General features: G+C 44.4%; 21 protein-coding genes and 1 riboswitch. Of the genes, 17 read left to right on the top strand and 4 right to left on the bottom strand.

Going from position 1 to position 22,506, the window contains the following annotated elements; genetic code table 11:
• Positions 1–38: 38 nt before the first annotated feature.
• Positions 39–148: riboswitch (TPP riboswitch) on the top strand.
• A gap of 260 nt (positions 149–408) precedes the next feature.
• From ACT89M_RS16580 to ACT89M_RS16555, 6 genes are all read left to right on the top strand, one after another.
• Entirely contained in the window at positions 409–1,128 is a 720-nt protein-coding gene (locus ACT89M_RS16580) for a thiamine phosphate synthase (protein ID WP_308722002.1), read from the top strand.
• 77 nt (positions 1,129–1,205) lie between these two features.
• Complete coding sequence (thiO, locus tag ACT89M_RS16575; protein ID WP_308721669.1) at positions 1,206–2,450, top strand: glycine oxidase ThiO; 1,245 nt, start codon at positions 1,206–1,208, stop codon at positions 2,448–2,450.
• The gene (gene thiS, locus ACT89M_RS16570) at positions 2,447–2,650 is read left to right on the top strand and encodes a sulfur carrier protein ThiS (RefSeq protein WP_154890446.1); all 204 of its coding nucleotides are present in this window, start codon (positions 2,447–2,449) and stop codon (positions 2,648–2,650) included. Before thiO ends, thiS begins: the two co-directional genes overlap by 4 nt.
• An 83-nt stretch (positions 2,651–2,733) precedes the next feature.
• A complete protein-coding gene (locus tag ACT89M_RS16565) occupies positions 2,734–3,501 on the top strand; it encodes a thiazole synthase (protein WP_308721670.1) in 768 nt (255 codons plus the stop codon).
• Positions 3,498–4,547 (top strand): ThiF family adenylyltransferase, encoded by a 1,050-nt coding sequence (locus tag ACT89M_RS16560; protein WP_090916708.1) that lies wholly within the window; start codon positions 3,498–3,500, stop codon positions 4,545–4,547. Before ACT89M_RS16565 ends, ACT89M_RS16560 begins: the two co-directional genes overlap by 4 nt.
• Before the next feature lie 141 nt (positions 4,548–4,688).
• On the top strand, positions 4,689–5,396 hold the full coding sequence (locus ACT89M_RS16555) for a winged helix-turn-helix transcriptional regulator (RefSeq protein ID WP_308721671.1): 708 nt from the start codon (positions 4,689–4,691) through the stop codon (positions 5,394–5,396).
• 126 nt (positions 5,397–5,522) lie between these two features.
• On the opposite strand, the gene ACT89M_RS16550 is transcribed toward ACT89M_RS16555, so the two are convergent.
• A complete protein-coding gene (locus tag ACT89M_RS16550; protein WP_090916703.1) occupies positions 5,523–6,023 on the bottom strand; it encodes a C40 family peptidase in 501 nt (166 codons plus the stop codon).
• A gap of 339 nt (positions 6,024–6,362) precedes the next feature.
• On the bottom strand, positions 6,363–7,004 hold the full coding sequence (locus ACT89M_RS16545; RefSeq protein ID WP_090916701.1) for a thiamine diphosphokinase: 642 nt from the start codon (positions 7,002–7,004) through the stop codon (positions 6,363–6,365).
• A 191-nt stretch (positions 7,005–7,195) separates the two neighbouring features.
• On the opposite strand from ACT89M_RS16545, the gene ACT89M_RS16540 reads away from it, so the two are divergent.
• Both ACT89M_RS16540 and ACT89M_RS16535 read left to right on the top strand, forming a co-directional pair.
• Complete coding sequence (locus ACT89M_RS16540) at positions 7,196–7,891, top strand: trimeric intracellular cation channel family protein (RefSeq protein WP_090916699.1); 696 nt, start codon at positions 7,196–7,198, stop codon at positions 7,889–7,891.
• Between the two features lie 6 nt (positions 7,892–7,897).
• Positions 7,898–8,368, top strand: a complete 471-nt coding sequence (locus tag ACT89M_RS16535) for a low molecular weight protein-tyrosine-phosphatase (RefSeq protein WP_154890441.1) — start codon at positions 7,898–7,900, stop codon at positions 8,366–8,368.
• Between the two features lie 249 nt (positions 8,369–8,617).
• Here the strand turns inward: ACT89M_RS16535 and ACT89M_RS16530 are convergent, their stop codons facing one another.
• Complete coding sequence (locus tag ACT89M_RS16530; protein WP_154957386.1) at positions 8,618–9,352, bottom strand: alpha/beta hydrolase; 735 nt, start codon at positions 9,350–9,352, stop codon at positions 8,618–8,620.
• A 254-nt stretch (positions 9,353–9,606) separates the two neighbouring features.
• Between ACT89M_RS16530 and pdhA the strand changes: the two genes are divergently transcribed.
• The 9 genes from pdhA (at position 9,607) to ACT89M_RS16485 (ending at position 21,650) form a co-directional block, all read left to right on the top strand.
• Positions 9,607–10,674 (top strand): pyruvate dehydrogenase (acetyl-transferring) E1 component subunit alpha, encoded by a 1,068-nt coding sequence (pdhA, locus tag ACT89M_RS16525; protein WP_090916691.1) that lies wholly within the window; start codon positions 9,607–9,609, stop codon positions 10,672–10,674.
• Positions 10,675–10,779: 105 nt separating this feature from the next.
• Positions 10,780–11,757: an alpha-ketoacid dehydrogenase subunit beta gene (locus tag ACT89M_RS16520; protein WP_090916689.1), complete on the top strand. Its 978-nt coding sequence runs from the start codon at positions 10,780–10,782 to the stop codon at positions 11,755–11,757.
• Positions 11,758–11,933: 176 nt separating this feature from the next.
• Positions 11,934–13,259 carry a dihydrolipoamide acetyltransferase family protein gene (locus ACT89M_RS16515; protein ID WP_308721672.1) on the top strand — a complete coding sequence of 442 codons (1,326 nt, stop codon included), beginning with the start codon at positions 11,934–11,936 and terminating at the stop codon, positions 13,257–13,259.
• Positions 13,260–13,262: 3 nt separating this feature from the next.
• Positions 13,263–14,678 (top strand): dihydrolipoyl dehydrogenase, encoded by a 1,416-nt coding sequence (gene lpdA, locus ACT89M_RS16510; protein WP_123065714.1) that lies wholly within the window; start codon positions 13,263–13,265, stop codon positions 14,676–14,678.
• 283 nt (positions 14,679–14,961) lie between these two features.
• Positions 14,962–15,756, top strand: coding sequence for a thymidylate synthase (gene thyA, locus ACT89M_RS16505; RefSeq protein ID WP_090916685.1), 795 nt, complete (start codon positions 14,962–14,964; stop codon positions 15,754–15,756).
• Positions 15,757–15,793: 37 nt separating this feature from the next.
• Positions 15,794–16,282, top strand: a complete 489-nt coding sequence (locus ACT89M_RS16500) for a dihydrofolate reductase (protein ID WP_090917302.1) — start codon at positions 15,794–15,796, stop codon at positions 16,280–16,282.
• Between the two features lie 594 nt (positions 16,283–16,876).
• A complete protein-coding gene (locus ACT89M_RS16495) occupies positions 16,877–18,364 on the top strand; it encodes a glutamate synthase subunit beta (RefSeq protein WP_154983531.1) in 1,488 nt (495 codons plus the stop codon).
• Between the two features lie 369 nt (positions 18,365–18,733).
• Complete coding sequence (fur, locus tag ACT89M_RS16490) at positions 18,734–19,225, top strand: ferric iron uptake transcriptional regulator (protein WP_090916681.1); 492 nt, start codon at positions 18,734–18,736, stop codon at positions 19,223–19,225.
• A 124-nt stretch (positions 19,226–19,349) separates the two neighbouring features.
• A complete protein-coding gene (locus ACT89M_RS16485; protein ID WP_308721673.1) occupies positions 19,350–21,650 on the top strand; it encodes a type IA DNA topoisomerase in 2,301 nt (766 codons plus the stop codon).
• Positions 21,651–21,697: 47 nt separating this feature from the next.
• Here the strand turns inward: ACT89M_RS16485 and ACT89M_RS16480 are convergent, their stop codons facing one another.
• Positions 21,698–22,462: an HAD family hydrolase gene (locus tag ACT89M_RS16480; RefSeq protein ID WP_090916676.1), complete on the bottom strand. Its 765-nt coding sequence runs from the start codon at positions 22,460–22,462 to the stop codon at positions 21,698–21,700.
• Positions 22,463–22,506 lie beyond the last annotated feature (44 nt).

The raw sequence follows: 22,506 nt of genomic DNA, 5'->3' as shown, positions 1-22,506 counted from the left end.
AAAAAAAACCGGTTGTGGTAATATAGGCTACAACTTCATATGAACACTAGGGGGGCCGCACGATGCGGCTGAGATGGAAGAATGCGATTCCGGACCCTTTGCACCTGATCTGGATCATACCAGCGTAGGGAAGTGGCGCGTTTCAGCGAAAGCGATAGTAAATGATTCTAACGTAAGAACAGGATCTTATTACATCGTGATGCCAAGCGGTTCAATATCAAAATAAACAGTTATAGATTTGACTATCAAACTGTTTAACAGGTATTTGTCAGACGCTTGTGATTGAACTGAACCTTTGTTTATACGCAGCCACTCCCCTACGGGAGTGGCTTTTTTGGTTTTATATTTGTCATTACTACTTCTCCAAGCCTGTAGCTGAAAGGAGCGAGAACGAGACTGCATACCTTGATGTTTGATTATGATGCTCATGAATCAGGTAAAACTTCAACAGACCAGTGGTACAAGCGGACAGATAAATCTGTACCAACCTGTGGACTAGAGAAAGACTTTTTTGAGTTACATGTGATATCTACGAATAAAGCGGAACAGTCAGTCATGTTGAAGGCAGCCAAAGATATTTGGCCTTATGTGCATTACATTCATATCCGGGAAAGGCAACTCTCGCAACAGGAATGTTTTAACTGGGCCAAATTGATGGTAGAAGCGGGTGTTCCAGCTTCCCGCATTGTAATCAACGGTGCGAACCTATATTCGTCAGGCTATTTTTATCAAGGGGTACATTGGAGCCAAGATATGCTGGAAAGGGCAAAAGTAATGGTAAAGCCGGAGAACAAGCATGATTTGAGGCTCCGGTTGGGGATATCGGTGCATTCGTTGCATGAAGCGAGAATTGCCGAAGAGTATGGCGCGGATTACCTTTTTTTCGGGCATGTGTACGCAAGTGCAAGCAAACCGGATTCTGTAGCGAGGGGATTAGATGCGTTATCGGAAGTGTGCTCCAGTGTCAAGGTGCCTGTTATTGCAATTGGGGGGATTCAGCCGGATAACATTCGGGCCGTCAGGTCTGCGGGAGCCAGGGGTGCTGCTGTGATCTCAAGTGTGTTAAAACATGCAAACCCTGCTCATGCTGTTGCGCTTCTTAAACAGGCTGTGGAAGCGGTGAAGTGAATGTTTCTCGATCAAAAAGTTGGAAATGACGCCAACCTAATAAGATCGGAATGTTGTTCAAACAAGGAGATGACAAAATGGTACAGAGAGGACCGAGTCAACCCGAGGAAGTGATCGACTCATCGTGTGAACAAGATAAGTTTAAGCGGCTACCGCTATCCGAAACTTTAACTAAGAAACCAGAAACCTTTCATGCAGAAACAATCATTGTGGGCGGTGGAGTCATAGGCTGTGCGATTGCTTTTGAACTGGCATCCCGAGGTCAGGAAGTACTGCTTGTTGAGCAGTCGGAGATTGCTAGCGGAGCTTCATGTGCAGCTGCCGGCATGCTGGCAGCAGATAGTGAGGATTTTGCTCATCCACTCATGGCACAAGCCGCATATGACAGTAGGGAATTACTTCATAAGCACAAAGAGCAAATATCCGCTTTAACAGGTATGGATCTTGGCTTAAGGCGCAACGGATTTATCACACCGTTTCGTTCATACGGTGATCTAAGTAAATACAAGGATAAACGAAATACCACTTCGGGGGTGCAACAACTTTGGTGGGATCGAAGCACAGTGCAACGAGAAGCGTTATGGTTGAATCGGGATACGTACGGTGCTTATTACCGATCATTGGAGAGCGAAGTGTTGCCCGTGTCATTGACAAGAGCTTATGCGATCTCAGCTGAAATGATGGGTGCCCGCATTTTGGAAGGAGTTCAAGATGTTCGGCTGATCGTAGATAAGCATGGTGTTCAAGGGATTAAAACGGCTAAGGGAGAGATGTGTTGCAAACATATCATCATAGCTGCTGGTTTACACGGGGAGCAACTCATGCATCAAGTGGGGATCGTTTTGCCTTCAAGTCCGGTGAAAGGTGAAATGTTGGCCGTTCGGTTTACTACAGATCAGGCTGGAGGCAGACCCGATCGCACGGTATATGCAGAAGATGTCTATATCGTTCCGAAAGCAAACGGAGAGGTATGGATCGGCGCAACCAGTTTGCCAGGAAGAAAAGATCACAGCGTATCGGCAAATAGTATGCAACGATTGCTTGGAGCGGCAAGTTATTGGGTTCCGGGAATCAAGGAGGCGGACTTTGTGCGGGCATGGGCAGGTATAAGGCCTTCCACCCCTGATGGGCTGCCGTATATAGGCAAATGTGTAGGGATTTCAGGCTTGTATGCAGCGTATGGACATTTTCGTAATGGGATATTGCTTAGTGCAATAACAGGTCGCTGGATCGCAGACATGGTAGAGGGCAAGAGTGCCGAAGAGATCGGGATCGAAGCATTTTCGCCTGAACGATTGAACAGAAAGGGGGTTATGTCGTGAACATTATCGTGAACGGCCAAAAGATGGAGGTTGAAGACGGGTTAAATCGTGTGGACAAATTACTGCAATCATTTAACTTACAAGTGAAAACCGTGGTGGTTGAGTTGAATCGCAATATTTTGACCAAAGATCACCATGGAACAACAACGCTAAGAGAAGGAGATCGGATTGAGATTGTTCATTTTGTCGGAGGCGGCTAAGCAAAGTGATTCACAGGCGTCGTTGAATCTTGTTGATTGAGTAGTTGGTAGTTGATACTTGCTAAAACCTAGGAGGTTGAAAGATGTTAACGATTGGTAAATACTCGTTTGAGTCAAGGTTGTTGCTTGGAACAGGCAAGTTCAGCGATATGGAAGTACAGAGTCAGGCTGTGGAAGCTTCAGGTACCCAGGTGCTGACCTTTGCTGTACGTCGTCTGAATCTAGAGGAGACGGGCAAGCAACACTTTCTGGATACGCTGGATCTGAGCAAATACACATTGCTACCCAATACGGCGGGTGCTTCGACTGCGGAAGAAGCCGTAAGGATCGCTGAGCTTGCGCGAGCTTCGGGGCTTTGTGATATGATAAAAGTCGAAGTTATCGGAGACGGAGTAACGTTACTCCCTGATCCGCTTGAAACGTACAAGGCTTGTAGCATTTTACTCGAAAAGGGATTCACCGTGTTGCCCTATATTTCGGACGACGTTATTTTAGCTAAACGGCTTCAATTGCTTGGTGTACATGCAGTCATGCCTGGAGCTTCGCCAATTGGAGCAGGTAGAGGGCTCATTAACCCTTATAATCTCGAAATCATCATAGAGCAAGCGGCAGTGCCTGTTATTGTAGATGCAGGGTTACGCTCTCCCAAAGATGCCGCTTATGCCATGGAACTTGGGGCGGATGGTGTATTGCTTAACACAGCCGTATCTGGATCAGATGATCCGGTTGCCATGGCAAAAGCGATGCGGCTCGGGGTCGAAGCGGGCAGACTGGCGTATACGGCAGGCATGATTCCGGTGAAACGTTATGCAGCAGCAAGCAGTCCGGTGGAAGGAATGGTTCATACATGACAGATCAGTTACATCATACGGAGCAGAGCGATCGTTATTCCAGACAGGAACGATATGCTCCGCTCGGTAAAGAAGGTCAAGCGAGGTTAAAAGACAGCAAAGTTTTAATTATCGGAGCCGGCGCACTTGGAACAGGTATTGCAGAAACGCTAGTGCGTTCCGGTGTCGGACAAATTACCATTGTAGATCGGGACTATGTGGAGTGGAGTAACCTCCAGCGGCAACAACTTTATGTTGAACAGGATGCGATTGAGCGTATGCCCAAAGCGATGGCGGCTGTCAAACGTTTAACAGAAATCAATTCAAGCGTTCGCATCGAAGCCAAAGTGATGGATGTGCGCGTGGATGAACTTGAAGAGCTAGTGGAGCATACCGATTTAATCATGGATGCAACGGATAATTTTGATACAAGATTACTGATTAATGATATGGCACAGAAACACAATATACCTTGGATATACGGAGGATGTGTGGGTAGCTATGGCATTACGTATACGTTTTTGCCTGGCGAAACACCTTGTTTAAACTGCCTCTTAGGAGAAGTACCACTTGGTGGGGATACTTGTGATACGTCGGGCATCATTCCTCAAGCGGTGCAAATGGTGACAGCCAATCAGACAGCAGAAGCGATGAAGTTGCTAAGTGGTAACACAGCTGCTCTTCGGCGTAAATTGTTGTCATTTGATGTGTGGAGGAACGAGTACATATCCATTAATGTAGATGGGGCAAAAAAGCAAGAATGTGCATCATGTAGCCCAGCAGCTACGTACCCGTTTCTTTCTGCATCCAATCTGGAGAAAACCGATGTGTTATGTGGTAGGGATACTGTTCAGATTCGTCCAGCGCGCCGCATACAACTGGACCTTCCGCAGACAGCAGATCGATTGGAACGGCTTGGTGAAGGAAAAGTGGAAATGAATCCTTTTCTGGTGTCATTCACAACAGGTCAACATCGGTTGGTCATTTTTCAGGATGGTCGTGTCCTTGTTCATGGCACAAAAGATACGTCTGAAGCGCGTACGCTGGTTCATCGATATTTTGGCTAAACCACATCAATTACTTGTAATATCAAAACTCATGCATTGACAAAGTCTGTTCCCCGCGGGGATGGACTTTTTCTTTTTATGGCATCCTAACGGTACAATCCATGCCAAGTAGCAACGGAAACCAGACGGGCCGGGTGAGAAATGATGAAAACAGCTATCATATTAGTGGGTACTGGGGATTTAGTGGGCCGTATAGAGCGTATCATGCAAGACGAGGGTTATGAGGTGAAGCATGTAGAATGGTATGAATTAAACGACATAGAGGACTTTAGGTCTGTTCGTCCGCATTTGATTATTTTGGTGGATCGAGAGTCTGAGGATATGCTGCATCAGAGTGAACAGGATAAAATTGCATTGAAGCGGTGGATGAATCCGAGTATATCCACGCCTCTAATCGTAATTATTCCTGAAGTTTCGCCGCAACGGGTCATTGATTGGCTTGATTTTGGAGCGAATGATGTAATGGAGGAGCCTCTTCATTGGAAGGTTATGCTTGCGAGAATTCGTAGCCTGCTCCGGTTGTTTGCCAGTGCTTCCCATGAAGGTGAGGAAATGATTATAGTTCAAGACCTCAGAATTAATCTGCGTTCGCGTAGAGTGAGTCGTGGAGGGCAATATTTGAACCTGACCCCGAAAGAATATGAATTATTGGAGTTTTTAGCCTTGCATTTGAATGAAGCCTGCACACGGGGAGATATTTTGCGCGATGTGTGGGGATATGAGTATGCCATGGATACGAACGTTGTTGATGTTTACATTAAACACCTACGGGTGAAAGTGGATAAAGGCAGAGAGGTGAAGTTAATCCAGACGGTTCGAGGGATAGGTTATATGTTGGTGGATAGCTGATTTTTAAATATTCCACCATTCTCCAGTTTGAAACAAGGATTAATCCGGGTATTTAAAGGATAGGATGATATGAAAAAACCGGATCAATTGATCCGGTCGTCAGTTTAAATTATAAAGGCAGATGGACTAAAGGACGCGGCGAGCTGTAATGTAAGTTCTTTTCCACGTACCGGAGTTCAGATCAGACAGGGTTACACCTGGAGAGCCGTACGTGTGAAGAATTTTACCGTTTCCAGCATACACACCAACGTGAGTAATGTTAGAACCCGTAGAGCGGCTGCCGCTCGAGAAGAACACCATGTCACCAACACGAAGGTTGGCTTTAGAGACGAATTTACCTTCTTTGGATTGTTGTACGGAAGTGCGCGGAAGATCTACACCATATTTTTTGAAAATGTACTTCATAAAAGAAGAACAGTCAAAGTATCTGGTTGTCGTTGTTGAAGCACCAAATTTATATGGAGTTCCAGTGAACTTTTTACCATAGTTTACAATTTGCTGTCCTGTTGATACGGATGCCGTTGCGGCTTGTGCAACAGGTGCATTTGTCATTAATACAGCTCCAAAACCTAGTGTAGCGCACAACCCGACGGTTACGGCCTTTTGGATGAAGAAGTTTGTTTTCATGTAGTTAGTACCTCCAAAATTCGTTTTCGTTAAGTTGCTAGAGCGAGTATAACAGGTTTGTAACACCCTAGAAATTGGATACATAAGCAAAAAGACTGATAGGACAGTACTTTAGATGTAATTATTAAAATACGATTAAAAATGTCAAAAAATTAATCATTGACGAATCCAGAAATAACTATAAAACAAAAATCCCCTTGATACTCAAGGGGATTTCTTCATTTAATTTGATTTGGGAAACAAAATAACAGGTTACAAAAACGTAATAATTAAGCGTTGAGCTGTAGGTTTTGACTCGTATTAACTTAAAAAATGCCTTACTAATATAGTATTTAGTGTTCAGTCTTTGCTTTGAATAATAAGTAACAGGCCGCTATCAATCGTAACTGTGCCTGACTTGTCCAATAGCTTGTTACTGATCCCTAAGGATTGTCCCATACGTATAGTAGCGTGATCCAAAGGGTACATGAATCCTTCCAGGCATATCCCTGTGACCTCATGTGTTAATGGAAGCAAAGAGACATAGGTAAAACCGCGTTGTTCGACAACAGCACTTGAAGTGGTTAACGTCATATAATTGTGCTCATCCTGAAGCGCACAAGAGATATGATGTTGCATAGCACGAACCATGATATGAACATTGGCGAGGGTGTGATCCATTCGTGTGCCCGTTGCGCCAAAGATGAGAATATGAGTAGGTTCATGATCCAGAGCGGTTTCAAATGCCATTTCGGTATCTGTCAAATCTTTATGGATCGGATCACAAGCAATGAATTCTACACTGTTACTGTTTACGATCTCTCGTTCTTCTTCCGTTATAGAATCGAAGTCGCCCACTGCGATGTGCGGTTGGATACCATGTTCGATTAAATACAAGGCTCCGCGGTCTGCCGCAATAATAACGTCATCGGGCTGAATCTCCTGAAGGAATTCCTGCGTGAGTTGACCACCTGTGAAGATGACAATACGTTTATAATCCATTCTATTTCATCCTTCCTTATTTATAGAGGGACACCATTTGATTTTCTAATTGAAGCTAAATCCTGCGCTAAGCTATAAAACTATACACCAAACCAGTATAATCGACAAAATGTGGTTGCACAATTTCCGTACTCGCGGATACAATGGGGAGAGCGACATGGAGATGACTTGAAAAGTGAGGTTTGAACAGGTTGGACTTACACATTTTTGAAGTATTCAGCATTATAGGTACGATCGCATTTGCAATGTCCGGTGCATTTGTAGCTATGGAAGAGGAATATGATATTTTGGGTGTATTGGTACTTGGGCTTGTGACAGCATTCGGAGGCGGAGTGATCCGGAATGTGCTTATTGGCGTGCCTGTAACAACATTATGGAGTCAGGGCTCGTTAATCATGCTTGCGCTGGTTTCTGTAGCTGTTGCTTTTGTATTGCCCTTGAAGTGGATTAGTCACTGGAAACGGACTGAAGCTTTGTTTGATGCAATTGGACTGGCTGCTTTTGCAATTCAGGGCGGATTGTATGCGGCTAATATGGGTCATCCCATCAGTGCTGTAATCGTTGCAGCTGTACTGACGGGAATTGGCGGAGGAATCATTCGGGATCTTCTTGCCGGACGTAAACCGCTTGTTCTTCGTGATGAGATCTATGCGGTATGGGCAATGGCAGCGGGGTTTGCCATCGGAATGGGCTGGTTTACAACAAACATTGGTTTGCTGATCTGTTTTGCAACAGTTGTCTTTTTCCGGATGTGTTCTGTACACTACAAATGGAAGCTGCCGCGCCGCTCGTTGACGCCTAACGAAACCGTCGTTTTGAAGCCGGAGAAACTTATTCCGCAACATGCTCCATCCGTAATTCAAGGTACTTTGAGCAAGGGGGAGTAACTTATCATGATTAACGTTGTATTTGTATGTCTCGGTAACATTTGCAGATCCCCTATGGCGGAAGCAGTAATGCGTCATAAAGTGATGGAGAAGGGGCTTGGCGAACAGATTCGGATTGATTCGGCTGGTACAGGCAACTGGCATGTGGGCAAACCTCCGCATGAGGGTACCCGTAAGTTGCTTGATGGTTATCAAATCTCTTATGCCAACATGACAGCAAGACAATTTGTGAGTGCAGACTTCACTGAATTTGATTACATTATATGTATGGATAATTCCAATGCAGAGAATGTACGTAGCCTGCCAGGTGGAGAAGAGGCAGAGATTATCAAGTTCATGGATTTGCTACCGAACGAAAAGCTGAGAGAAGTGCCTGATCCGTATTATACAGGGAACTTTGAAGAAGTGTACGAGCTGGTGAACGCAGGTTGCGATGTCTTGCTGAACAGAATCCAAGAAGAGCATCCTTTAACCTGATTTTAATTAGATAAAATACAAGCCAAGCTTGAGTAGCTCATTATTATTGGTGAAATGGCAAAGAAGCAGGAACGGAACGAATTAGAACTCCTGCTTCTTTTTCAGGGCATGAATGTAAGCGGTAACAACGTATTGTCCAAAAAATCGTAAAAAGAAAAGCGGCTATGCAGCCGCCTGTTCAACGAAATATTTAATTGTAGCTAGAACCTTTTAGCCATTCCTGCATTAACTTTTTGAGACAATCTTCTATTAACCTTCTTGTAAAAAGTAAAGCAAGGCATCAGGCAGTTCCTTTTGCCAGAAGCCCCATTGGTGATTCCCGTCTTTTTCCTGATAGGAGACGAGAGCACCACGTTTTTCCAGCAGATCACGAGTATCCCGGCTCAGCTGTACAAAATCATACGTTCCGGTATCGGCTTCAAAGGCCGTCTCCTGCAAGCCAACAATCATCCAGATCGACAACCAGGACAAGTCTTCGGCTGCAGCATAGATTTCCTGAGATGCGGAGTAGAAGGCACCAGACATGCTGATAACGCGGGTGAACAACTCAGGATATTTCAGTGCAAGATGCAATGAAACACTGCCTCCCAATGAATCACCAGCAAGAACACGTTCCTGCGGAGAGCGCCTTACAGGATATTTCTCTTCGACATAGGGAATAATCTCTTCTGCAAAGCACTTCGTATAAGCTTCAAACCGACTGCCAAAGGGAGCGTACTCCTGCGTCCTTACAGAGACGTCCACTTGAACCCCTACAATAATGAAAGGTTCGGCGCCTTCATCCAAAATGATGCGGTTAGCTGTGGTAGCGATTCGGCCAAAGTTGAAAAACTCTTCGCCATCCTGACAGTAAACGACAGGGTAGCTAAGCAGTTCGTTATAGCCTGGGGGGAGATAAATACGTAAGGTTCGTTTCTCGCCGAGATAACGGCTTTCAATCTCTTCCTTAACAATTGTACGTTTCAAATAGCGGGAATCCGTCATAAAACGTCACCTTTCCGGGTTATTTTTGCATTCACCCGCGCAATACGGTAAGATTAACCTGGTGCGGGGATGGGTCAAACACGCAATCATGTATTATGCTGTTATACCAATATTAAACCCCTGTTATACATACAATCCAAAAGGAAACATAAAAATATTACGGATTTCTTTGACGTATGCAGTGAAACAGGTGTATAATAATAATATAACAGCGGAACTTGATATTCAAATTTTTTGTTGAGGTGAAGAAAAAAATGAGCAAGGTTCCTTATGAAGTATACACGGAGGATGTAGAAGCTCTGTCCGTGCTGTCTCCTGACGGCGAAATTGTTAACAAAGACATGATGCCTAAGCTTTCCGACGATCAATTAAAAGAAATTATGTATCGCATGGTATTTACCCGTACTTGGGATGATCGTGCAGTAAACCTTGGCCGTCAAGGTCGTCTTGGTTTCTATGCTCCAGTATCTGGTCAAGAAGCTACAATGGTTGGTAGTGAATTTGCAATTGAAAAAGAAGACTTTGTATGTCCTGGCTATCGTGACATTCCGCAACTCGTATGGCATGGACTTCCTCTTTATCAAGCATTCTTGTACTCCCGTGGACACCAACATGGTGGACAAATTCCGGACGGCGTTAACGTTTTGATGCCGCAAATCATCATTGGTGCTCAAATTCTGCACGCAATGGGTATTGCTATGGGTTACAAATTGAAGAAACAAAAACAAGTGGTTATCACTTACACAGGTGATGGCGGATCTTCCGAAGGTGACTTCTATGAAGGTCTGAACTACGCTGGTGTTTACAAACTGCCAGTTATCTTCTTTGTACAAAACAATGGTTATGCCATCACAACTCCTTTTGCTAAACAAACAGCAGCTCTGTCCATCGCTCATAAAGCGGTAGCAGCAGGGATCAAAGGTGTTAAAGTTGACGGTATGGACATCTTCGCTGTTATCAAAGCGGTTCAGGAAGCTGCTGAACGCGGACGTAACGGAGAAGGCGCTACTTTGATCGAAGCGGTAACTTATCGTTTCCGTCCACACTCCCTTTCTGATGATGCTTCCAAGTATCGTACGAAAGAAGAAGAGGCTGAGTGGAGCGAAAAAGATCCAATCGCACGTTTCGCTAAATATCTGGAGAAAAAAGGTCTGTGGACTGAAGAAGATACAGCACGTGTGAAAGAAGAAGCAAAAGCAAAAGTGAACGAAGAGATCAAAAAAGCGGAAAAAACCGAGAAAATGACGATTTCAGGCTTGATCGACAGCATGTTCGAACAAACGCCTAAGCACTTGGAAGAGCAAAAAGCTGATTTCCAATAAGTTTTTTCCGATAAAGCATAAACATCCGGCGCCGGTACTGGTGTCTCGGTATACATGTATGAATTCAAATGTGAACTGTCAATGTTTAAGGAGGAAATGAAGCAAATGGCACAATTGAACATGAAAGAAGCAATTCGTGATGCGCTTCGCGTAGAGTTGAAACGTGATCCTAACGTTCTGCTTTTCGGTGAAGACGTAGGTAATGTAGGCGGCGTTTTCCGTGTAACGGAAGGCTTGCAAAAAGAGTTTGGCGAAGAGCGTGTATTTGATACACCACTGGCTGAATCCGCAATCGGCGGTCTGGCTGTAGGTTTGGGTATTCAAGGCTTCCGTCCGGTAGCTGAGATTCAATTCGTAGGTTTTATCTTCGAAGCCCTTGACCAAATGGTAGTTCAAGCTGCTCGTATGCGTTTCCGCTCTGGCGGCAAATACAATTCTCCGATCGTATTCCGTACACCATTCGGTGGCGGCGTAAAAGCGGCAGAATTGCACACAGACTCTCTGGAAGGTTTGCTCACGCAAACTCCGGGTATTAAAGTGGTAGTTCCTTCTAACCCTTACGATGCAAAAGGTCTGATGATCGCTTCCATCCGTGACAACGATCCAGTATTCTTCATGGAGCACTTGAACCTGTACCATGCTTTCCGTGCAGAAGTTCCTGAAGAAGACTATGTTGTTGAACTGGGTAAAGCGAACGTTGTTCGTGAAGGTTCCGATGTTACTATCGTTACTTACGGTATGATGGTTCATACTTCTGTAAAAGCTGCAGAAGAGCTTGAAAAACAAGGGATCAAAGTTGAAGTGATCGACCTTCGTACGATCAGCCCGATCGATATCGATACCGTTGTTGCTTCCGTTAAGAAAACAAACCGTGCAATCGTTGTACAAGAAGCTCAAAAGAGCGCAGGTGTTGCAGCTGAAGTCATTGCACAAATCAATGAAAAAGCAATCCTGCACTTGGAAGCACCGGTTCTGCGTGTAGCTGGCCCGGATACGGTATATCCTTTTGCACAAATCGAAGATACATGGTTGCCTAACCCGGCGCGTATCGTTGCTGCGGTTAACAAAGTCATGAACTTCTAATTCAATCATCTGACATGCCGCAAGGCGCAGTATGGTGATTCACATCGTAGCGCAAGCTGCACTGTAAACAGCCATTAGTCCCTTGATTGACAGTTATTTGCGCTCGCAGTAACAGTTGGTTTTTGGAGCTAAGGGTTGTTTTCAGGATGGAGCAAATAATCAAGGAGGTTTTTCAGTTGGCTAAATTTGAATATAAATTCCCTGAACTGGGCGAAGGCCTTCACGAAGGCGAAATCATCAAGATGCACATCAAAGTCGGGGACAAAGTAACTGACGACGATATCATCATGGAAGTACAGAACGACAAAGCGGTTGTTGAAGTTCCTTGTCCGGTTAACGGAACAGTAACTGAAGTTTTCGCTAAAGACGGTCAAGTCTGCCACGTTGGTGAAGTTGTAGCGGTTATCGATGCAGAAGGCGAACTGCCTGAACAAGACGACGCTCCTGCTGAAGACCAAGGTGCACAAGAGAAAGAAGCAGCACAAGGTGGAGCTGATACTAGCGGTTCTTCTGCGGCAGCTTCAAGCTCCAATGCAGCTCAAGAAGGCGGCAACAACAGCGTTCCTGCAGTTCCTGCAAAAGACGTTTTGGCTACGCCAAGCGTTCGCAAATTTGCTCGTGAGCAAGGTGTAGACATCGCTCAGGTTAACGGCACTGGCAACAACGGTAAAGTAACCAAAGAAGATGTGGAATCCTTCAAAAACGGTGGCGGATCTTCCGCAGCGGCAACTTCTTCCGAAGCTCCAGCTCAAGAAGAGAAAAAATCTGCAGCACCTGCAGCTGCAGCGGCTGATCAACGCCTTGAAGAAGAGCGCGTACCTTTCAAAGGTATCCGTAAAGCGATCTCCAATGCAATGGTTAAATCGGCTTACACTGCACCTCACGTTACAATCATGGACGAAGTGGACGTAACTGAACTGGTTGCATTCCGTACTCGCATGAAACCAATCGCAGAGAAAAAAGGCACTAAAGTGACTTACTTACCATTCATCGTTAAAGCATTGGTTGCAGCTTCCCGTCAATTCCCAGCGTTGAACGCAATGATTGATGAAGAAGCAAATGAAATTGTGTACAAAAAATATTACAATATCGGTATCGCTACAGATACAGACAACGGCCTGATCGTTCCTGTAATCAAAGATGCTGATCGTAAATCCATCTGGATGATCGCTGATTCCATTCGTGATCTGGCAGCTCGCGGACGCGATGGCAAACTGAGCGCGAATGAAATGAGAGGAAGCACAATCTCCATCAGTAACATCGGTTCTGCTGGCGGTATGTTCTTCACTCCAATCATCAACTTCCCAGAAGTTGCTATCTTGGGTACAGGACGCATCAGCGAAAAAGCTGTTATCAAAAACGGCGAAGTTGTTGCAGCACCTGTAATGGCATTGTCCTTGAGTTTCGACCACCGTATCATCGATGGCGCAACAGCACAAAACTTTATGAATTACATTAAACAGCTGCTCGCTAACCCTGAGTTGCTTGTTATGGAGGTGTAAGATATGGTAGTAGGCGACGCTTCTCTCAATATCGACACATTAGTAATTGGTGCAGGACCTGGCGGCTATGTAGCTGCCATCCGCGCTGCACAACTGGGCCAAAGCGTATTGATCGTAGACAAATCCGAGCTGGGCGGCGTATGTTTGAACCGTGGATGTATCCCATCCAAAGCTCTGATCTCTGCTGCACATCAATATGAGTCTGCTCTTCACGGCGAAGCTTTCGGTATCTCCGCCGAGAACGTAAAAGTAGATTTTGCTAAAACTCAAGAATTCAAAAACGGCGTTGTTAAGAAAATGACTGGCGGCGTAGCTGGTTTGCTCAAAGGCAACAAAGTTGAAGTTTTCAACGGTGAGTGCATGTTCATCAACGAAAACGAAGCTCGTGTATTCAACGATCACGAGTCACCACGTTACAAATTCAAAAATGCAATCATTGCAACAGGTTCCCGTCCAATCGAACTTAAACCTTTCCCGTTTGGCGGACGCATCTTGTCTTCGACAGAAGCATTGAACTTGCCTGAAGTACCAAAAAGCATGATCGTAATCGGTGGCGGTTATATCGGCGCTGAGCTTGGTCAAATGTACTCCAAATTCGGTGCTAAAGTAACAATCATCGAAGGTTTGGATACGGTACTGCCAGGTTTCGATAAAGACATGACTAGCCTTGTAGCTAAAAACATGAAGAAAACAGGCATCGAAATCGTAACGGGTGCAAAAGCGGAAAGCGCTGAGCAAACGGATAAAGATGTAACTGTTAAATATTCTGTAAATGGTGAATCCAAAGAAGTAACTGCAGATTACCTGCTCGTTACTGTAGGACGTCGTCCTAATACAGACGGAGAACTCGGTCTTGATATGATCGGTGTTGACGTTGATGAGCGCGGATTCGTTAAAGTTGACCACCAAGGTCGCACTAGCATCCCGCACATCTTCGCAATTGGTGATATCGTATCTGGTCTTGCTTTGGCACACAAAGCTTCTTATGAAGGTAAAGTGGCTGCAGAAGCAATCGCTGGACAACCATCTGTAGTTGACTACAAATGTATGCCAGCTGTTGTATTCACAGATCCTGAGTGCTCCAGCGTAGGTTACACGGAGAAAGAAGCAAAAGAAAAAGGTTACAAAGTAAAAGCAGGTAAATTCCCTTACGCGGGTAATGGCCGTGCAGTATCTTTGAACCATGCTGAAGGCTTCGTGAAAATCGTTGCTGACGAAGAAAGTGGCCTTGTATTGGGTTGCCAAATCGTTGGTCTGGAAGCTTCCAACTTGATTGCTGAGCTTGGTCTTGCAATCGAGATGGGCGCAACGTTGGAAGATCTGGCGCTTACTATTCACGCTCACCCAACTTTGGGCGAAATCGTGATGGAAGCAGCGGAATTGGTAATGGGTCACCCGATCCACATCATCTCCCGCTAAGATCATCGAAGTATCGGATTCGTCCGGCATTATATGTAGATTCGAAAGAGACGAGTGGCGCTAATTGCGTTGCTTGTCTCTTTTTTTTGAGTTGTAATTGAGAAGATCAAGATATCGGTGTCCATAGAATGATAGAAGCATACACGCCTCAACTTGTTTAGCGAATTCATTTCTTCCTAGTACTCAATTGTGGTACACTTTAGTAATGAACAGACCTCTCGAAGTCTGTGGCCCAGATGGGTATGAGTGCGAAACATATATAGAGATGCGAGGAGATACCAACATGAAAAACTATCTCGATTTATTACAAGATATATTGGATAATGGGGTCCACAAAGGAGATCGTACCGGAACGGGCACACAATCCGTGTTTGGCCGACAGCTTCGTTATGATTTATCGAAAGGTTTTCCGCTTGTAACAACCAAACGAATTCACCTCAAATCCGTTATTCATGAGTTGCTATGGTTTTTGAGTGGGGATACGAATATTTCTTATCTGAAAGAAAATGGTGTGAAGATCTGGGATGACTGGGCAGACGAAAATGGCGATCTTGGACCGGTTTACGGCTCACAATGGCGGACATGGGAAGCGCCGAACGGGGAGAAAATAGATCAGATCGCTGCTGTAGTGGATTCAATCAAAAATAATCCCGATTCCCGCCGTCATCTGGTGAGTGCGTGGAATGTAGCCGAAATTAACAACATGAAATTACCGCCTTGTCATTTTGCGTTTCAGTTTTATGTGGCGGAGGGTAAACTATCTTGTATGCTGACGATGCGCTCCGTGGATACCTTCCTTGGTTTACCGTTTAATATAGCCAGTTATGCACTTCTGACACATATGATTGCACAGCAATGTGATCTGGAAGTGGGCGACTTCATCTGGTCTGGTGGTGATGTGCACATCTATTCCAATCATGTGGAGCAGGTGAAAACGCAACTAGAGCGCGAGCCTTTTGCTTTGCCTAAGCTGGTGATCAAACGTAAGCCTGATTCGATTTTTGATTACAAATTTGAAGATTTTGAATTTGAAAATTATGAACATCATCCAGGTATCAAAGCACCGATTGCAGTATAAACACAATAACGTATTCGATGAAAGGGATGTGCAGCCTTTGAGTATTGAATTGGTATGGGCAATGGGAGAGAATGGTGTGATTGGACATCATAATTCTCTTCCTTGGCGATTGCCAAAAGATATGGCTTTTTTCAAGCAACAAACGATAAACAAAACGATTATTATGGGACGTAATACGTGGGAGTCATTCGGCGGCAAGCCACTCCCTCACCGTCGTAATATTGTTGTGACTCGAGACTTGAATTATAGAGCGGATCAAGCAGAGATCGTACATACGATTGAAGAAGGTCTGAAGGCTGCTCAAGGTGAAGAACTTTGCGTAATTGGAGGTTCTCAGGTATATCGGGAGTTTCTACCGTTTGCGGATCGGCTTGTCGTCACCAAGATTCATGAGCAATTTGAGGGAGATACGTTTTTCCCGGAAGTGGACTGGAGCGAGTGGGAGTTAAAGAAGCAGATCGAAGGCGAGCAGGATGAGAAAAACGTATATCCTTTTACATTCGAGTTTTACGAGCGTAAACGTTAGAAAAACATGTAAAGACACTGAACACAGGAATTTTCCGTGAACAGTGTCTTTTTTAATATAATGTTTTGTATTGATTGTGAACAATCATGTCAAATCTTATTCCATTACATCAATATGACACATTGACTGGTGAATTTTGCATAATATACATTGGATCAACATTCGTTTATGGTCGAATAGTCTAAAAACTGTAGGGATTCAACGTTGTAAAGCTTTAAATTGAGCTTTATTTTCGTAAATGAGTATAAACTTCACTAAAAAGCTTAATTTTAATGACAATTTATCTTACATTTATATGACGTTATCGCTTTTTTTATTCTCAACTTTCGCTTGTAAAAAAACATTATACTCTGGTTTAAGACCAAATTTAAGCTATTGACCATACGTTCAGTTGAACGCTATGATGTATAAAATACAAATAATTATGCGGATAATCCATTTAATATTCAATGTCGTAAGTGCTACTATAATTGAAATATCTTTGAGTAGATTTTGTGATACAATAGACAAAAACTCAAGTAAAAGAGTAATCCATTTCATATAGAGCCATACGCATGAAGGGATTAAGACAAGAACGGATGGGGGAAACGTAAGATGTCTACACCTACTGGATTTATGGAATACAAACGGCAGCTCCCTGCCGATCGAGAGCCAGCGGAGCGCATCAAGGATTGGGAAGAGTTTCATAAACATATGGCTGAAGAAGAGCTCAGAACACAAGGTGCAAGGTGCATGGATTGTGGTACCCCTTATTGTCATACAGGTATAGATATGACTGGCGGTACGTCAGGCTGCCCGGTTCATAACCTGATTCCAGAATGGAATAATCTCGTTTATCGCGGTTTGTGGAAGGAAGCGCTGGAGCGTCTTCACAAAACGAACAATTTTCCGGAGTTTACAGGCCGTATCTGCCCAGCCCCTTGTGAAGGATCATGTACAGTGGGCCTGATTGGTCAGCCTGTAACGATCAAAACGATTGAAGAAGCCATTATTGAAAAAGGCTTCGAAGAAGGTTGGGTTGTACCACAGCCACCGGAGAAACGCACAGGTAAGCGTGTAGCTGTAGTCGGTTCAGGTCCGGCGGGACTTGCAACAGCGGCTCAATTAAACAAGGCTGGACATACGGTAACGGTATATGAACGTTCAGACCGTGTCGGCGGATTGTTGATGTACGGAATCCCTACGATGAAGCTGGATAAAAAAGTGGTACAACGCCGTGTAGATTTGCTGGCAGCTGAAGGAATTGAGTTTATTACGAATACAGAGATCGGAAAAGATATTCCGGCTGAGCAACTTGTTAATGATTATGATGCTGTTGTTCTGTGCGGCGGTGCAACCAAACCTCGTGAGTTCAACATTGAAGGTGCTGATCTTAAAGGAGTTCATTATGCAATGGATTTCCTGAATGGTAGCATCAAAAGCTTCCTGGACTCTAACCTGGAGGATGGCAACTACATCTCTGCAAAGGATAAAGATGTTATTGTAATCGGGGGCGGAGATACAGGCTCTGACTGTGTAGCTACATCGCTGCGTCACGGATGTCGCACGATCACACAATTCGGTACGCATACTCAGGCGCCGATGGAGCGTGATCCAATTAACAATCCTTGGCCACAATTTCCGAACGTATACACACTGGATTATGCACAAGAAGAAGCCAAAGCGTTGTTTGGTCAAGATCCACGTGAATTCTCCATCATGACTACCAAATTTGTGGGTGATGAAGAGGGCAATCTCAAAGAACTGCACACGATTCAAATCGAACGTATTGTCGATGAGACAGGCCGCAAGATTTATCAGCCAGTTCCAGGTACAGAGCGTGTATTCCCTGCGCAGATGGCAATGATTGCGATCGGTTTTGACGGACCGGAGCAAACGCTTGTTGAGCAGTTGGGACTTGAAACGGATCGCCGCACGAACGTGAAGGCGCGTTATGGCAAATACAACACGAACGTAGATAAAGTATTTGCAGCAGGTGACATGCGCCGTGGTCAAAGTCTAGTAGTATGGGCTATCAATGAAGGCCGTGAAGCCGCTCGTGAAGTGGATAAATATTTGATGGGCGCAACAGTACTGGTATAAACCAGTACCATTGTTCGATCTTTCTGTCTTCTTAATTTACATCATAAAGTATTTACATTATCAACAAAGCGATGAATACCCCTCGTATATGCGAGGGGTATTTGCTATATATTCTGATCAATAAACTTTCTTTAAATTTTTCCATTTCTGATGACAATGTGAATAAGAGCATTGCATTTTCTAAGATAAAGACTTATTATTAGATTATAATTATTATAAATAAGGTTGAAGTCGAATTCAATCATAATGGGAAATAGAATTTTAACTTTGACGATGCTGTCTTATAAAGATGACATTGAATTGAGTACATGATTGCAGATACGTTTAAGTAAAGATAGGTAACATAACATATAACGGAGGTGCACCCGTATGGCAAGTAATCGGGACAAGTCCATTTCAGAGCAAATTGATCAAATCAAAAGCCAATTGGTTGATAAAGGATATAAGTTAACTCAGCAACGTGAAGTGACGGTACGTGTGTTGTTGGAACATGAGAAAGATCATTTTAGCGCAGAAGAAGTATTTCTCCTGGTAAAAGAAAAGTTTCCGGAGATTGGACTCGCAACCGTTTATCGTACGCTAGAGCTACTCAGTGACTTGCAGGTTGTAGAGAAAATTAACTTCGGTGATGGAGCTGCACGTTTTGATTTGCGTAGCACAGACGGCTCTCACCATCATCATCACTTGATCTGTACGGAATGTGGAAGTGTGGAAGAAATTATGGAAGATGGATTGCTTCGATTGGAGCAACAGGTTTTGCGTCAGTATGGTTTTGCTGTGACCGATCATCGACTTGATTTTCAAGGTGTGTGTAAAGAATGCAGACAAAAACATGAGCTTGATGAGCCAGCGGCTGGTTAATTCATCCCGAATAGGTGCTCTTGAATCCAAAATCTGATATAATAAGTTTCAGAAGCAGGGGCTTCCGTCGGCGGAAGGCCCCTTTTTGCCGTCATAGTGACGGTTTAGGAGGAGAGATGGACGGATGAAGACACTGGTTATTGCGGAGAAACCCGATATGGGGAGAACCATTGCCGCCGTCATAGAACCAAAAGCCAAAAATAATCGCACGTATCTGGAAGGTGAACAGTACATTATCACCTGGGCGATTGGGCATTTGCTTGGACTGGCTGAACCGGATGCCTATGATTCGAAATACAAACGCTGGAATATTGCGGACTTGCCGATCATTCCGGATCAATTCAAAATTGTACCGAATCCGCGGACAAAGGATCAGCTCAAAATCATCGGAGAACTCGCAAAGCGTGCTTCAGCGATCGTTAACGCTTGTGATGCAGGGCGGGAAGGACAATATATTTTTGCGCTGATTCAGCAGCAATTAAAGTTGCGCCAGCCTGTAAAACGTCTGTGGATATCGGATTTGACAGCTGAAAGTATTCGGCGTGGATTTGATGGATTGAAAGATGCCGCAGAATTCGAAAATCTGACTTATGCTGCCCGTGCACGCAGTGAAGCGGACTGGCTGATTGGCATGAATGCCTCACGGGCGTTTACAACAAGGCATAATGCACTACTGTCTGTTGGACGAGTGCAAACACCTGTATTGGCTCTCATCTATGATCGTGAGATGGAGATTGAAGCGTTTCAGTCACAGACGTTCTATGAAGTGGCGGCCTGGTTTCGGCAGGAAGGTGTTGAATACCGGGGTGTACGTCAAGGAGATAAACTTACGGATGCAGCAACAGCAGAGGCTATTGCAAACAGTGTAAAGGGCAAGACAGGTCAGATTATTAAATATGAAGCCAAACAAACCAAGGAGTATCCATACCGGTTGTATGACTTGACTCTTTTACAGCGTGAAGCGAATGCGAAATTTGGCTACGGCGCGAAAAAAACACTGGATATTGCACAGGCCCTGTACGAAAAACATAAAGTGATCTCGTACCCGCGTACCAATTCCAACTATGTTACGGAGCAGAACATTGAAGGCATGCACAAAACATTGAATTTGCTCAAAAACGGAACGTACAGTGAGCTCGCTTTGGGCGCAAAGCCGGAATTGGTGCATAAAAATAATAAAGGGGTCTGCAATCCGAGCCGGGTGGAAGACCACCATGCGATTTTGCCAACACTGAAACGACCAGGGACATTGTCCAAGGAAGAACAAAATATATATGACTTAATTGTGAGACGTTTCCTGTCTCATTTCTATCCCCCCGCCGAGTATAAACAGCATACGGTACTTACGGAGGTTGAGAAACATCAGTTCAAAACGTCTGTGAAAGAACTATTATCCATCGGTTGGAAAGTAGTGCTTGGTTCTGGCGATCAGGAACAAGGTGCTTCTGGTAGGAAAAAAGCGAAGAAAAATAGCAATGAAGAAGAGGAAGCAGAGGAATGGACGGACAAAGCTTTCGCTGTACAGCCTGACTTGCCTATTCAATGTACGAAGAGCGAGTTCAAGGAGAAAGCTACTCAACCGCCCAAAAGTTATACTGAGGGCACACTGCTCAAAGCAATGGAGAGTGCAGGTAAACAGATCGAGAACGAAGAACTTCGTGATGCGATGAAGGATAGCGGTCTGGGAACCCCGGCTACACGGGCGGCTACGATCGAGCGTCTCAAAAACGTAGGTTACATTACGATGCAAGGGAAAAAGATGCAACTGACGCTGAAGGGACGAACAGCGATTGAATTAATTCGTCGTGCCGGTGTAGATTTGCTGACTTCGCCTGAGATGACGGGGCAATGGGAGCGTCGGTTACATCAGATCTCTAAAGGTGAAGCTGGACAGGACAAGTTCATGGAAAATGTCAAGAAATTCACATTATCAATCATTGAAAAAGTGCGTGTACAGGCTCCCGCTGCTGCTAATGCCTTTGGTGAAGATGCGAGAGGCAAAGGTAAGGGGAAAGCGAGAGGATCTGGCAACAAAACAGGTAACAAGGTAACGAGTAGTAGCAAAGCGACCAGGACTTCAACAGCAAACGCAGCTTCAAGTACAGGCACAACTGTGCAATCGGGTACCGCAAGTTCTGGTGTACGTGAAGTGCTTGCTTCATGTCCTTCACCTGGTTGTTCCGGGCATATTATTGAGGGCAAGAAGGGGTATGGCTGTTCCCGTTTCAAAGAAGGATGTACATTTGTCGTCTGGAAAGAATACGCTGGCAAAAAAATAACAAGCACAATGCTGAAGTCATTGGTAGAGAAGGGCAGTACGCAAGTTCTCTCATTCAAACGCAAGGATGGAAGCACGGTGAAGGCACGTATTATTTTAAAAGATGTGGTCACGGGTCAATTATCCGGTGAAAAACAGGAAGCATGATCATAGGCCGCTGTAGATTTTATAGTTGAAAGTAAAAAAAGAACCCTTTAGCCAAGGGTTCTTTTTTGTTGTTTCTGCTCTATATCTTCATGAATGACTTTTGGGACCTCTTCCAGTGCTGTGATGGTATACATGGAAGTTTCCGGATTCGGTTGCAGTTCAACAATGTTATATTGCCATTCATTGGGCTGTTTGATATAGATGCTATGAATTCCGGCATTTACGGCAGGCATAATATCTGTGCGAAGTGAATTGCCAATCATCCATGTTGCTCGCCGGTCAAAAGGACCTTTGGACAGAATGCCTTCCAATGCTTCAATATTTTTGTGCTGACGAATATAGATTCGATCATCGAAATAGATGGAGAGTTTCATCTGGTCAATCTTTCTTTGTTGAATGACGGTCTCACCGCCTGTGTACAAATAAAGAGAGTGCCCTGCAGACTTCAGTTCTTCCAACGTTTCTACCATATGCGGATAAGGCTCAACTTCCTGGGTGTAGACACTCATGCCCAGTTTGCTCAAATACGTTTCTTCTTTAGTTGATGTTACACGTGCATATTTTTTGGAAAAATATCGATACGTATCAATCAAAGACTGTGGAAAATGGTGACTTGCAAACCCGACTTTGTTCACTCCCGTCACATCTATTTCGAGTTGCTTCTCCCGAATCTGCTGTGTGGTCAGGGCATGTCCGTCGAACCATTGTTGCATGTTCTCAAAGAATTCTCCCAGAACAAGATTGAAATATTTGTTGCAATATACGAGTGTATCATCAAGGTCAAACAAGATATGTTGTTTTAATAAGGTCAATGCTAGTTCACTCCTTGCCTGCGCTTGCCTGCGGATCATTCATT

The organism is Paenibacillus sp. NN59 (assembly GCF_057597225.1).
This window is presented reverse-complemented; position numbering and strand designations above follow the sequence as displayed.

Coding starts and splice junctions, on each gene's coding strand:
- ACT89M_RS16580 (WP_308722002.1), top strand. CDS start 409: ATGTTTGATTATGATGCTCATGAATCAGGTAAAACTTCAACAGACCAG.
- thiO (WP_308721669.1), top strand. CDS start 1,206: ATGGTACAGAGAGGACCGAGTCAACCCGAGGAAGTGATCGACTCATCG.
- ACT89M_RS16565 (WP_308721670.1), top strand. CDS start 2,734: ATGTTAACGATTGGTAAATACTCGTTTGAGTCAAGGTTGTTGCTTGGA.
- ACT89M_RS16560 (WP_090916708.1), top strand. CDS start 3,498: ATGACAGATCAGTTACATCATACGGAGCAGAGCGATCGTTATTCCAGA.
- ACT89M_RS16555 (WP_308721671.1), top strand. CDS start 4,689: ATGATGAAAACAGCTATCATATTAGTGGGTACTGGGGATTTAGTGGGC.
- ACT89M_RS16550 (WP_090916703.1), bottom strand. CDS start 6,023: ATGAAAACAAACTTCTTCATCCAAAAGGCCGTAACCGTCGGGTTGTGC.
- ACT89M_RS16545 (WP_090916701.1), bottom strand. CDS start 7,004: ATGGATTATAAACGTATTGTCATCTTCACAGGTGGTCAACTCACGCAG.
- ACT89M_RS16535 (WP_154890441.1), top strand. CDS start 7,898: ATGATTAACGTTGTATTTGTATGTCTCGGTAACATTTGCAGATCCCCT.
- ACT89M_RS16530 (WP_154957386.1), bottom strand. CDS start 9,352: ATGACGGATTCCCGCTATTTGAAACGTACAATTGTTAAGGAAGAGATT.
- pdhA (WP_090916691.1), top strand. CDS start 9,607: ATGAGCAAGGTTCCTTATGAAGTATACACGGAGGATGTAGAAGCTCTG.
- ACT89M_RS16520 (WP_090916689.1), top strand. CDS start 10,780: ATGGCACAATTGAACATGAAAGAAGCAATTCGTGATGCGCTTCGCGTA.
- lpdA (WP_123065714.1), top strand. CDS start 13,263: ATGGTAGTAGGCGACGCTTCTCTCAATATCGACACATTAGTAATTGGT.
- thyA (WP_090916685.1), top strand. CDS start 14,962: ATGAAAAACTATCTCGATTTATTACAAGATATATTGGATAATGGGGTC.
- ACT89M_RS16495 (WP_154983531.1), top strand. CDS start 16,877: ATGTCTACACCTACTGGATTTATGGAATACAAACGGCAGCTCCCTGCC.
- fur (WP_090916681.1), top strand. CDS start 18,734: ATGGCAAGTAATCGGGACAAGTCCATTTCAGAGCAAATTGATCAAATC.
- ACT89M_RS16485 (WP_308721673.1), top strand. CDS start 19,350: ATGAAGACACTGGTTATTGCGGAGAAACCCGATATGGGGAGAACCATT.